The organism is Pseudochelatococcus sp. (assembly GCF_050946405.1).
In the GTDB taxonomy this organism is placed as follows: domain Bacteria; phylum Pseudomonadota; class Alphaproteobacteria; order Rhizobiales; family Beijerinckiaceae; genus Pseudochelatococcus.
The window spans coordinates 133,589-145,371 of record NZ_JBMNUS010000012.1 but is presented as its reverse complement, the minus strand read 5'-3'; the positions used below and the strand labels follow the sequence as shown (position 1 = coordinate 145,371).

General features: G+C 68.3%; 14 protein-coding genes. 3 read left to right on the top strand and 11 right to left on the bottom strand.

The window, feature by feature from the left end:
- The first annotated feature begins 4 nt into the window (after nt 1–4).
- Nucleotides 5–1,363, top strand: a complete 1,359-nt coding sequence (locus ACOYJQ_RS16670; RefSeq protein WP_433460041.1) for a methyl-accepting chemotaxis protein — start codon at nt 5–7, stop codon at nt 1,361–1,363.
- A gap of 73 nt (nt 1,364–1,436) precedes the next feature.
- Here ACOYJQ_RS16670 and ACOYJQ_RS16665 read toward each other — a convergent pair whose 3' ends face one another.
- Nucleotides 1,437–2,738, bottom strand: a complete 1,302-nt coding sequence (locus ACOYJQ_RS16665; RefSeq protein WP_433460033.1) for a class I SAM-dependent methyltransferase — start codon at nt 2,736–2,738, stop codon at nt 1,437–1,439.
- A gap of 122 nt (nt 2,739–2,860) precedes the next feature.
- Nucleotides 2,861–3,097, bottom strand: a complete 237-nt coding sequence (locus ACOYJQ_RS16660; RefSeq protein WP_433460030.1) for a DUF1674 domain-containing protein — start codon at nt 3,095–3,097, stop codon at nt 2,861–2,863.
- A 120-nt stretch (nt 3,098–3,217) separates the two neighbouring features.
- On the opposite strand from ACOYJQ_RS16660, the gene ACOYJQ_RS16655 reads away from it, so the two are divergent.
- Together ACOYJQ_RS16655 and ACOYJQ_RS16650 are read left to right on the top strand one after the other, a co-directional pair.
- Nucleotides 3,218–4,600 carry an RsmB/NOP family class I SAM-dependent RNA methyltransferase gene (locus ACOYJQ_RS16655; protein WP_433460027.1) on the top strand — a complete coding sequence of 461 codons (1,383 nt, stop codon included), beginning with the start codon at nt 3,218–3,220 and terminating at the stop codon, nt 4,598–4,600.
- Nucleotides 4,601–4,798: 198 nt separating this feature from the next.
- Complete coding sequence (locus ACOYJQ_RS16650) at nt 4,799–5,626, top strand: hypothetical protein (protein WP_433460025.1); 828 nt, start codon at nt 4,799–4,801, stop codon at nt 5,624–5,626.
- A gap of 20 nt (nt 5,627–5,646) precedes the next feature.
- Here ACOYJQ_RS16650 and leuB read toward each other — a convergent pair whose 3' ends face one another.
- The 9 genes from leuB to rimM all read right to left on the bottom strand — a co-directional run bounded on the left by leuB (nt 5,647) and on the right by rimM (nt 11,764).
- Nucleotides 5,647–6,756 carry a 3-isopropylmalate dehydrogenase gene (leuB, locus tag ACOYJQ_RS16645; RefSeq protein WP_433460023.1) on the bottom strand — a complete coding sequence of 370 codons (1,110 nt, stop codon included), beginning with the start codon at nt 6,754–6,756 and terminating at the stop codon, nt 5,647–5,649.
- A gap of 51 nt (nt 6,757–6,807) precedes the next feature.
- Nucleotides 6,808–7,413 carry a 3-isopropylmalate dehydratase small subunit gene (leuD, locus tag ACOYJQ_RS16640; RefSeq protein ID WP_433460022.1) on the bottom strand — a complete coding sequence of 202 codons (606 nt, stop codon included), beginning with the start codon at nt 7,411–7,413 and terminating at the stop codon, nt 6,808–6,810.
- A 47-nt stretch (nt 7,414–7,460) separates the two neighbouring features.
- Nucleotides 7,461–7,874 (bottom strand): metallopeptidase family protein, encoded by a 414-nt coding sequence (locus ACOYJQ_RS16635; protein ID WP_433460040.1) that lies wholly within the window; start codon nt 7,872–7,874, stop codon nt 7,461–7,463.
- 29 nt (nt 7,875–7,903) lie between these two features.
- Complete coding sequence (locus ACOYJQ_RS16630) at nt 7,904–8,026, bottom strand: hypothetical protein (protein WP_433460021.1); 123 nt, start codon at nt 8,024–8,026, stop codon at nt 7,904–7,906.
- A 14-nt stretch (nt 8,027–8,040) separates the two neighbouring features.
- A complete protein-coding gene (leuC, locus tag ACOYJQ_RS16625; RefSeq protein WP_433460019.1) occupies nt 8,041–9,468 on the bottom strand; it encodes a 3-isopropylmalate dehydratase large subunit in 1,428 nt (475 codons plus the stop codon).
- A 140-nt stretch (nt 9,469–9,608) separates the two neighbouring features.
- The gene (locus ACOYJQ_RS16620; RefSeq protein ID WP_433460017.1) at nt 9,609–9,788 is read right to left on the bottom strand and encodes a hypothetical protein; all 180 of its coding nucleotides are present in this window, start codon (nt 9,786–9,788) and stop codon (nt 9,609–9,611) included.
- A 169-nt stretch (nt 9,789–9,957) separates the two neighbouring features.
- Entirely contained in the window at nt 9,958–10,368 is a 411-nt protein-coding gene (rplS, locus tag ACOYJQ_RS16615) for a 50S ribosomal protein L19 (RefSeq protein ID WP_433460016.1), read from the bottom strand.
- A gap of 147 nt (nt 10,369–10,515) precedes the next feature.
- Nucleotides 10,516–11,235, bottom strand: coding sequence for a tRNA (guanosine(37)-N1)-methyltransferase TrmD (gene trmD, locus ACOYJQ_RS16610; protein WP_433460014.1), 720 nt, complete (start codon nt 11,233–11,235; stop codon nt 10,516–10,518).
- Nucleotides 11,207–11,764: a ribosome maturation factor RimM gene (rimM, locus tag ACOYJQ_RS16605; RefSeq protein WP_433460013.1), complete on the bottom strand. Its 558-nt coding sequence runs from the start codon at nt 11,762–11,764 to the stop codon at nt 11,207–11,209. Before rimM ends, trmD begins: the two co-directional genes overlap by 29 nt.
- Between the last annotated feature and the right edge of the window lie 19 nt (nt 11,765–11,783).

Genomic DNA, 11,783 nt, shown 5'->3' with positions numbered 1-11,783 from the left:
ACCCCTGACCACCTCCAATAGACATGAATTTCATGGCATCATGGAGCCTGAAAGACGCATACTGAAGCAGAACAAGGATATCGTTCTCGGGCTTCTTCCCGACGTGATGGACAAGTTCTACGATTACATTTCCCTGTTCCCGGAAACCAGCGCGTTCTTCCGCAGCCGCGATCACATGATGCATGCCAAGGCCATGCAGATCCGGCATTGGGAGATCATCCTGGATGCCGAGTTCGGCGCGGAATATCTCGCTTCCGTCACGAAGATCGGCGAGGTCCACAGCCGCATCGGGCTGGAGCCGAAATGGTACATCGGCGGCTACAACTTTCTGCTCTGCGCATTGCTCGATGCGACGGGGAAGTCCCGCAACGGAGGCGGCGGCAAGTTGCCCGCGTGGTGGCCGGCCTACCTGCGGCAGAACGACGGGCTTGCCTTGCAGCAGGCGCTGACGAAGGCCGTGATGCTCGACATGGATTATGTGATCGGCATCTACCTGGAAACCGGCCGGCGGGAGCGTACCGCCACCGTGAACGGCCTTGCCGACGATTTCGAGGGCGCGGTCGGCGGCATCGTCTCGCATCTCGATGAAAGCGCGCGCGGGCTCAACAAGATGGCGGCGGAGATATCCTCCATGTCGCAGCGCGTGCTGGGGCAGACGGAAGCGGTCGCCGGAGCCTCGGAACAGACGAGCGCGAACGTTCACGCCGTCGCCGCCGCGGCGGAAGAGCTTGTCGCCTCCATCGCCGAGATCTCGCGTCAGGTTGCCGACGCGGCCGAACTCGCCGACCACGCGCGCGAAGGCGCGAGCCGGGCGGAAACCCAGGTCGGAGAACTGTCGACGGAGACGCAGAACATCGGCGATGTCGTGAGCATCATCGCGGGGATCGCCGATCAGACGAACCTGCTCGCGCTCAACGCCACCATCGAGGCGGCGCGGGCCGGCGAGCATGGGCGCGGGTTCGCGGTCGTCGCCACGGAAGTCAAGACGCTCGCCAACCAGACGGCCAAGGCCACGGAGACGATCAGCACGCAGATCGCCGGCGTGCAGGCGTCCACGGCGAACGCCGTCAAGGTCATCCACGAGATCAGCGAGGTGATCGGCGCGCTCAACGACGTCGCGCGCGCCGTGGCCGGCGCCGTGCAGATGCAGGGCGGCGCCACGCACGAGATTTCGCACAACATCCAGCAACTCGCGGCGGGCACCTCGGAAGTGGCCCAGAACACGGCGGGCATCGCGGGCAGCATGCACGATACGGCTGAATCGTCGCATTACGTGCTCACGCTGTCGAGCGACCTGGCCGGCAGCGCGGAAAAGCTGAAGGAGAAGGTGCGCACCTTCCTCGAACACGCGCGCGCCGCGTGATCACGCTACGGCCGGGCAACGACCTTGCCCGGCCGCCGTTTCCGCCCCTCGCTCCCGGAAGCGCCGGAGACGATCAGACGTAAAGATCGGCGCGTGTCGGCGGCAGGCCGGATGCGCCGCGGGCGCGCTTCGAGGCCAGCGTCTGGAAGATGCCGATGGTGCCGCGCTCGAAGCCGAGCGACACGCCGGCGAGATAAAGCAGCCACAGCCGCGTCTTCGCCTCGCCGACCTCCGCCACGGCCTTGTCGCGGTTGGCCGCGAGTCGCTCGCACCACAGCCGCGTGGTGCGCGCATAATGCTCGCGCCAGGCTTCCACGTCATGAACCTCGAAGCCATGCCGCTCGATGCCGGCGACGGTGCCGCCGATATGATCGAGTTCGGCGCCGGGAAAGATATAGTCGACGATCGCGGCATATTCCGGCCGCTTGCGCCGGAAGGCGCGCTTCGACTTCTTGGCCGGGCGGGTGATGGCGTGGTTGAGCAGCAGGCCGCGCGGGCGCAGCAGGGCGTGCAGCTTGCCGAAATAGGCGGCGTGGTTGTCGAGCCCGACATGCTCGAACATGCCGATGGAGGCGATCTTGTCGAACGCGCCGTCGAGCGCGCGGTAATCCTTCAGCTCGACCGTCACGCGGTCGGCAAGGCCGAGATGCGCGATCTTGTCCTGAACGAAATCGAACTGCGCCTGCGACAAGGTGACGCCGTGCGCCTTCACGCCGTAGCGGCTTGCCGCATGGCAGACGAGCCCGCCCCAGCCGCAACCGATGTCGAGAAAGCGCTCGCCGGGCCGGAGCCGCAGCTTGCGGCAGATCATGTTGAGCTTGGCCTGCTGCGCCTCGGCAAGCTCCGTTTCCCAGGTGGGGAAACAGGCGCAGGAATATTGCATCTCGGGATCGAGGAAGAGCCCGTAGAAGGCGTTCGACACATCATAGTGAAACTGCACCAGCGCCTTGTTGTCGCGCCCCTGCGCGTCCCGCGCCGTCTGTGCGCCGGTGTAGGCATAGGTTGGGCCGTCTCCCCTGCCCGCGCCGAAGACGAACGGCAGCAGCGCCCGCAGCACGAGCCCCTTGTCGAGACGCTTCCACAACCGTTTGCCGGCTTCCCCGCGGCGGGCGGCGAGGTCGAACAGCGTGCCGCCCGCGATGTCGATCTCGCCCGCGCCGAAGAGTTCCACGAGCGTCCGCAGGCGCGGCGCGCGCACCAGCCGCGTGACGGCCTCCGGCGAGCGGATGACGACGGCGAGATCGCCCGCGTCGGGGCCGAGCGGCAGCGTTTCGCCGTTCCACAGGCGGACGGAAAGGCCGAGCGGCGCCTTCTCCGCGACATGGGCGACGAGACGGCGGATCGCCGCAAGCCGCTTGTCTGCTCCATCGCCCATCGATGTTCTCCTGACGCCGTTTGCATGAATGCAGGAAAGAGGTTCCGGCTTCCGCGCACCGTTCTATGCGGCGGCGGCGGCTTTGTCATGTGCCGGATATGGCGCCCGCCCCTGCCGCGGCGTCAGAAATCGCTGGCGATGCCCTTGACTTCCCAGTCGTCATAGCGCACCGGTTCCAATCCGCCGCGGCCGTTGACCTCCCGGCGCTCGGCCAGCGCGTTGGCCTTGCCGTCGATGACGGCGCGCCGGCTCGCCGCCTCCGCCAGCGCCCGCTCGGCGGCGGGCGTCAGCGTCTTGCGCGTCACGGGCACGGGCGGAAGTTGCCGGTCGGCAAGGTTCTTTTCAGGTCGCGACGACATCATGCCTCCTTTGAGCGCCTTCCGGTCGGAAAGCGCTCGATGAAAAACGCGGAAATGATCCGGTGTTGTCCGGCGCACCGAAACAGCCATTCTCGTAACGCATAATAAGGACACAACAGCGTGCAGCGCAACCGGCCGGGAGACGACGCTCCCCGCAACGCCCCTTCCCCGCGCCCCCGCCGCGCGGCCCCTCCCGCCCCGCGCGGCCTTGCGGCGCGGCGCGTCGCGGCATGGACGCTCGCCGACATCCTGCTGGAACGGCTGGCGCTCGACGAGGCGCTGGAGCGCCAGTTTTCGCAGGGCGACGGCCCGACGCTCGACGAGCGCGACCGGGCGCTGGCGCGCGCCATCGTCACCGCCGCGCTGCGCCGCCTCGGCACCCTCCGCGCGGCGCTCGACGCACGCCTGCCGCGCGGCCTGCCGCCGAAGTCCGGTCTGCTGGCCGAAATCCTGATCGTCGGCGCGGCGCAGATCCTGCTGCTCGACGTGCCCGCCCGCGCGGCGGTCGATCTCGCCGTCCATCACGCAAAGGCGGACCGGCGCGCCTTTCCCTACGCGAAACTCGTCAACGCCGTGCTGCGGCGGGTGGCGGAAGCGCGCGAGGCCATCCTCGCCGACACCGGAGCCGACGACCTGCCGTCCTGGCTGCTGGAGCGCTGGCGCAAGAATTATGGCGCGGCGACGGCGCGCGCCATCGCCGGGGCGCTGCGCTTCGAGCCCGGCGTCGACATCTCCGTGAAGTCGGACGCGCCGGGCTGGGCGGAGCGTCTCGGCGGCCTGCTGCTTCCCAACGGGTCGATCCGCCTGCACGAACGCTTGCACGTCCCGGCGCTGCCCGGCTACGCCGACGGCGAATGGTGGGTGCAGGATGCGGCGGCGAGCCTGCCGGCCCGCCTGATCGCCGCGCAACCGGGCGAGCGCGTTCTCGACCTGTGCGCCGCGCCGGGCGGCAAGACGGCCCAGCTCGCGGCGGCGGGCGCGGCCGTCACCGCGCTCGACCGTTCGCCGGAACGCCTCGCGCGCCTTGCGGAAAACATGGCGCGCCTGCGGCTCGACGTGAAGACCGTGGCGGCCGACGCCCGCACCTTCAGCGCCGAGCCCTTCGACGCCGTGCTGCTCGATGCCCCCTGCTCCGCCACCGGCACCATCCGCCGCCACCCGGATGTCGCCTGGATCAAGAAGCCGGAGGAAATCGCGAGCCTCGCCGCGCTCCAGTCCGCGCTGCTCGACCGCGCGGCCGCGCTGGTGCGGCCCGGCGGGCGGCTCGTCTACAGCACCTGCTCGCTGGAGCCCGAGGAGGGCGAGGACCAGATCGCCGCTTTTCTCGCCCGCCATCCCGATTTCAAGCGCGCCCCCGCCACGCCGGACGAAGCCGGCGGCATTACGGGCATCGTCAATGCGCAGGGAGACCTGCGCACCCTGCCCCACCACCTGCCGCACGAGACGCCGCGCCTCGCCGGCCTCGACGGGTTCTTCGCGGCACGGTTGCGACGGCAAGCCTGAGCGCGGCCTGTGCAAAGCCTGTGGAAAACGTTTTTACGGTAACTTTCCGTTTACGTTGCGGGCAGGTATTCGCGCCGCCGTCGCCCCGCCGGGCTTCGGTGCGTGTAGGATGCACGCGGTTCGGGCGGCGTTCAGGCTGGCGGGCCGGACAGGCTGCGGCGCGGGCGCGGCGATGACGCATTCACCCTGGAAACGGCGATGACGTTCACGGCATCAGGCAACATATACGAGAACAGCCGGTCCGGCGAGCCGGAACCCGGAGGACGGGCGCGCCGGCAGCGGCGCAAACGCGTATCGGTCGTGTCGCTCGTGCTGACTGTCACGCTGGTTGCCGGCATCGCGGCGCTCAAGGTGCCGGGCATCGGCCCCGGCAACGGCGATGCCTTTCTCACCCCGCCGGAAACCTACGTGGCCCGCCCGACGCCCGCCATCGACGCGCTCGACGACAAGCCCGCCATCTGGACGACCATTCCGGCGGCGGAGCCGCTCTACGGGTTGCGCACGCGCGAACTGATCGATCTTCCCGCGCGCTACGTCGCCCGCGAGCACGCGCTCGGCGGACGCGAGGATGTGCTTGCCTTCGGCGATTACCACGACGAGGGGCTGCATCTGCGCCTGTCCATCTATCGCCTCGGCCGCGAAGCGCCGCCGGCGTCGACCTTTTTCGTCGATCTCGCGCGCCGGTCGGCGGAGGCGGGTGTCGGCATCACCGGCATGGGCCGCCTGACCATGGAAGACACGAAGTTCGGCCCGGCGGAAATCACCGACGTGCGGCTGAACCACGAAGGCACGGAGCGCGTCTGCCAGGCGTTCAGGCAGACGGATGTCGCGGGGTGGCAGATATCGGGCTGGTTCTGCGATTCGACGCCGGTGGAGCCGCTGGAAATCGCCTGCTTCCTCGATCACCTCGCGGTGACGGAAGCCGCGCGGGAAACGCCGGCGGCCGCGCTCTTCGCCGCCGCCAACGAACGCCGGCGGCCCGAATGCGGCGGCGTGCCGCAGCCGGTGCCCCCGAAAGGCGAATAAGGCGAAGGCGAGTAAAGCGCTTACTGCACCAGCGATTCCAGCTCGCGGATGATCGCGTCGCCCATCTCGCCCGTGCCGACGGTGTTGGCGCCGGGCGCGGCGATGTCCCTGGTGCGAATGCCGGCCGCGAGCACGTTGGCCACCGCCTTTTCCACCAGATCCGCCTCTTCCCCGAGCTGGAACGAATAGCGCAGCGCCATGGCGAAGGAGCCGATCATGGCGAGCGGGTTGGCGAGCCCCTGCCCCGCGATGTCCGGCGCGGAACCGTGCACCGGCTCATAGAGCGCGCGGCGCTTGCCGGTCGCCGGATCTTCCGCCCCGAGCGAAGCGGACGGCAGCATGCCGAGCGAGCCGGTCAGCATCGCCGCCACGTCCGACAGGAGATCGCCGAACAGGTTGTCGGTGACGATCACATCGAACTGCTTCGGGTTGCGCACGAGCTGCATGCCGCAATTGTCGGCGAGAATGTGCTCCAGCGCGACATCCTGATAATGCTTGTGCACCTCGCTGACGACCTGATGCCACAGCACGCCGGTCTTCATCACGTTGCGCTTCTCAGCCGACGCCACCCGGCCGGAGCGCCGGCGCGCCAGCTCGAAGGCCACGCGCGCGATGCGCTCGATCTCGTGCGTGGTGTAGATCTGCGTGTCGACGGCGCGCTTCTCGCCGTTCTCCAGCGTCACGATCTCCTTGGGCTCGCCGAAATAGACGCCGCCGGTGAGTTCGCGCACGATGACGAGGTTGAGCCCGTCCACATACTCGCGCTTGAGCGCCGACGCCTCCGCGAGCGCCGGATAGCAGATCGCCGGGCGCAGGTTGGCGAACAGGCCCAGATCCTTGCGCAGCCGCAGCAGGCCGGCCTCGGGGCGCTCGCCGTAAGGCACGTCGTTCCACTTCGGCCCGCCGACGGCGCCGAACAGCACCGCATCCGCCGCCAGCGCCCGGCCCAGCGCCGCATCCGTCAGCGCCGTGGCATGCGCATCGAAGGACGCGCCGCCGACGAGATCCTTCTCCACCTCGAACCGCGCGATCCCGCGTTGCGAGAACCAGTTGACGAGTTTTTCCACCTCGCCCGCGACTTCGGGTCCGATGCCGTCGCCCGGCAGGAGCAGCAGATTGTGGGATGTCATCGACGCACGCCTTTTCTGATTGTTGGTTATCGATACCGACGCGCCCGCGCGTCACACCCACGGGCGCTCGTCGGCGTTCCGGGCCTCATAATCCACGATCTCCCCGGATTTTTCCATCGTCAGGCCGATGTCGTCGAGACCGTTCAACAGGCAGTGCTTGCGGAAGGCGTCGATGTCGAACGCCACCACCTCGCCGTCTGACGCCGTGATCGTCTGCGCCTCCAGATCGACGGTGAGGCGCGCGTTCTCGCCGCGCCGGGCGTTGTCCATCAGCAGGTCGAGTTCCTCGGGCGTGACGCGGATCGGCAGAATGCCGTTCTTGAAGCAGTTGTTGTAGAAAATATCCGCGAACGAGGTCGAGATCACGCAGCGGATGCCGAAATCGAGCAAGGCCCACGGCGCATGCTCGCGCGAGGAGCCGCAGCCGAAATTGTCGCCCGCCACCAGAATCTGCGCCTTGCGGTAGGCGGGCTTGTTGAGCACGAAATCGGGGTTCTCCGTGCCGTCCTCGTTGAGCCGCATTTCCGCGAACAGGCCGCGCGCGAGACCCGTGCGCTTGATCGTCTTGAGATATTGCTTGGGGATGATCATGTCGGTGTCGACGTTGACGATTTCCATCGGCGCCGCCACGCTGGTCAACTGGTTGAATTTTTCCATCGTGAAAATCCTTATGCTGATAACGCCGCGTTTCAGCCGTTGATGCCTCAGCCCGAGCCGCCGTCGCCCTCGTCCTGCCCGGCGCGCCGCTCGATCTCTTCCATGTCGGCATCGGAAAGGCCGAAATGGTGGCCGATCTCGTGCACCAGCACATGGGTGATCAGGCCGCCCAGCGTTTCCTCGTGGTCGGCCCAGTAATCGAGAATGGGCCGGCGATACAGAAACACCATGTTGGGCATCTGCCCGGTCCACGGCAGGCCGCCGCCCTGCGCCAGCCCGTTGCCCTGAAAGAGGCCGAGCAGGTCGAAGGGCGTCTCGCATTCCATCGCGTCGAGCGTCTCGTCGTCGGGAAAGTCCTCGATGCGGACGACGACATCGCGCGCCAGCCGCCGGAATTCCTCCGGCAGCGCGGCGAAGGCGGCCGCCGCCAGATCCTCGAATACGTCGAGACCCGGCGCCATGGCGTCGCGCCAGCGGTCTATGCCATCGCTCACGGCTCGCTCCCGAAATTCATGACGAACAGCACGAACAGCACGCCGAGCGCGACACAGGCGAGCCCGCGCCCGAGACGCCTGCCCCAGATTTCCATCCTGTCCGGCGTCTCGTCCGTCATCGGCTGTCCTCCGTTCAGCGCCAGTCGCGCACGTCGACGAAGCGCCCGGCGATCGCCGCCGCCGCCGCCATCGCCGGCGAGACGAGATGCGTCCGCCCCTTGAAGCCCTGCCGGCCCTCGAAATTGCGGTTGGAGGTGGAAGCGCAGCGTTCGCCCGGCTCCAGCTTGTCGGCGTTCATGGCCAGGCACATGGAGCAGCCCGGCTCGCGCCACTCGATGCCGGCATCGATCAGGATGCGGTCGAGCCCCTCCGCCTCCGCCTGAAGCTTGACGAGGCCGGAGCCCGGCACCACCATGGCCTTCACGCTCTCATGCACGCGATGGCCGGCGACGATGCGCGCCGCCGCGCGGATATCCTCGATGCGGCCGTTGGTGCAGGAACCGATGAACACGCGATCCACCGGAATGTCGGTGATCTTCGTGCCGGGCTTGAGGCCGATGTAGTCGAGCGCGCGCCACTTCGCCTGCCGCTTCATCTCGTCGGCGATGTCGTCCGGGTTCGGCACCACGCCGGCGACAGACACCACGTCCTCGGGGCTCGTGCCCCACGTCACGATGGGCGGCAGGTTGGCGCCGTCCAGCACGACCTCGCGGTCGAAGAACGCGCCCTCGTCCGTGCGCAGGCTGTCCCAGTAGCGCACGGCCGCCTCCCACGCCGCGCCCTGCGGCGCCTTGGGACGACCCTTGAGATAGTCGTAGATCTTTTCGTCCGGCGCCACCATGCCGGCGCGCGCGCCGCCCTCGATGGTCATGTTGCAGACCGTCAAGCGGCCCTCGACCGACAACGAGCGGATCGCCTCGCCGGCGAACTCGATGACATGGCCCGTGCCGCCGGCCGTGCCGATCTCGCCGATGATCGCGAGCACCACATCCTTGGCGCTGACGCCCTCGGGCAACCGGCCGTCGACGGTGACGCGCATGTTGCGCGCCTTCTTCTGGATCAGCGTCTGGGTGGCGAGCACATGCTCCACCTCGGACGTGCCGATGCCGTGCGCCAGCGCGCCGAAAGCGCCATGCGTGGAAGTGTGGCTGTCGCCGCAGACGATGGTGGTGCCGGGCAACGTAAAGCCCTGCTCCGGCCCGACGACGTGCACGATGCCCTGCCGCTTGTCCAGCTCGTTGTAATATTCGACGCCGAAGTCACGCGCGTTCTCGGCCAGCGTCGCGACCTGCTGGGCGCTTTCGGGATCGTCGATGCCCTTCGAGCGGTCGGTGGTCGGCACGTTGTGATCGACCACCGCCAGCGTGCGGTTCGGCGCGCGCAGCTTGCGCCCGGCGACACGAAGCCCCTCGAACGCCTGCGGGCTCGTCACCTCATGCACGAGATGGCGGTCGATATAGAGCAGGCAGGTGCCATCCTCCTGCCGGGCGACAACGTGGTCGTCCCAGATCTTGTCATAGAGTGTACGCGGTTTCGCATTGTCGTGCAGGCTATCGGCCATGACCGCACCTTGAAATATCGGAAGACTGGCGGAAATATCGGAAGATCGGCGGCGATTGCGCGCCATCTTCGCAATATTGGGGAAACGAATGGCCCGTCCACCGCGCCATGCAGGCGGACGCGACCGACGCCGCGAAGGCGTCAGCGCCTAAGGCCGGCAGCAAGCGAGGCGGAGAAACGCCCGAAGAAACGCCACGGCAGACGCGCGTGATCATGCAACGCCGCAAACTCCTGCGTCGTCGGCCACCGGGGCCGCGCGACCTGCCGGGCGGCGGCGCGCGCCGTCACAGGCAGGAACAGGGGCGGGAACGTCATCGTCATAAGAACGGTTCTTAACACAGCCCGAGGGGGCGAACAATTGTTTTTATGCAGGCGGCACGGGCGACACAAAATAACAAAAAGGCGACCCGACAACGTATCGGATCGCCCTGAACGGCATTGCCTGAAGCATGCTCCCGGAAGATCATGCTCTACCCGGCGGCGGACAGCCTTATTCGGCTGCGGGCGCGGCAGCGCCCTTCTTGCCGGCCGTCCGGTTGCGGTCCACGCGCTCGGCGATACGGGCGGACTTGCCGCGGCGGTCGCGCAGGTAATACAGCTTGGCGCGGCGCACCTTGCCGCGGCGCACGACCTTGATGGAATCGATGATCGGCGAGTAGATCGGGAACACGCGCTCCACGCCCTCGCCGTAGGAAATCTTGCGGACGGTGAAGCTCTCGTGCAGGCCGGAGCCGCCACGGGCGATCACGACGCCTTCATAAGCCTGAACGCGGCTGCGTTCGCCTTCCTTCACGCGCACGTTGACGATGACCGTGTCGCCGGGCTGGAAGGCCGGGGTCTCGCGGGCGGCGGAAAGCTTTTCGATCTGCTCTTTCTCGAGCTGTTCGATCACGTTGCTCATATCACATACTCCTGCCGGGGCACACATGGGTGCCAGCGTTTCGGCGCGCTGTTGTCATTTGATTCCCCCGCGCGCCGCCGGCCGGCGGGCTTGCGCAGAGAAGGGTGGCCTATACACGAGCGGGGCGCGCTTGTCGAGCCGCTCGCGTCATCCTCGCATCAGATCGGGCCGCCTTGCGCGGGTGATGCGCTCCGCTTCCTCGCGCCGCCAGCGGGCGACGGCACCGTGGTTGCCGGACAGCAGCACCTCGGGAATCTCCCGGCCCTCCCACACGCGCGGGCGGGTGTAGTGCGGGTATTCCAGCAGCCCCGATTCGAAGCTCTCTTCCGCGCCGGAAGCGTCGTGCCCCATGACGCCGGGCAGCAGGCGCACGCAGGCGTCGATCACGACCATCGCCGCCGGCTCGCCGCCGGAGAGCACGTAATCGCCGATCGATACTTCCTCAAGCCCGCGCCCGGCGATCACGCGCTCGTCCACGCCCTCGAAGCGCCCGCACACGATCACCGCGCCCGGCCCTTCCGCCAGCGCGCGCACCCGCGCCTGCGCGAGCGGACGGCCGCGCGGGCTCATCAGGAGGCGGGGCCGCGCGTCGCCGGCGCATACGGCGTCGATCGCCGCCGCCAGCACATCGGCGCGCAGCACCATGCCCGGCCCGCCGCCGGCCGGCGTGTCATCCACGCTGCGGTGGCGGCCGAGGCCGTGATCGCGGATGTCGTGCGCATCGAGCGACCAGTCGCCGCGCTTCAGCGCCTCGCCCGCCAGACTGATGCCGAGCGGCCCCGGAAACATCTCGGGAAACAGCGTCAGCACGCTGGCGCGCCACACGGGACGCGGCGCCTCAATCACGGGGCTCATCGTCGCCGTCATCGCCGAACAGATCCGCCGCCACCACGACGCGCCCGCCGGCCGCGTCGACCACCGGCACGAAAGCCTTCGTGAACGGCAGCAGCGCCGGCTTGCGCCGCCCGAGCGAGGGATGGGGCGCGATCTCGATGACGTCGCCGCCGCCGAAATCGTGGAACGCCGTCAGCCGGCCGATCGCCTTGCCCGCGCCATCCTCGACGCGCGCGCCCACGAGATCGGCTTGCAGGAACTCGTCGTCGTCAAGCTCGACCTGCAACCGCTCACGCGGCACATAAAGGCGCTCGCGCGTCAAGGCTTCCGCCGCCTCACGGGTGGCGACGCCCTCGACGCGGACGACGAACATGTCGTGCGTGCCCGCCACCGGCCTCAGCCCGACGAGCACGACCGGACCGCCATCCTCGCGCTGAAGCGGGTTGTAGGACGCGATCGCCGCCGGATCGCCGGTGAACGATTTCAGCCGCACCTCGCCACGGACACCGTGGGCGCGGCCGAACTCGCCGACAAGAACACGCTCGCGTCTCGCCTCAGCCATGATCCGCACCCGCTCCGCC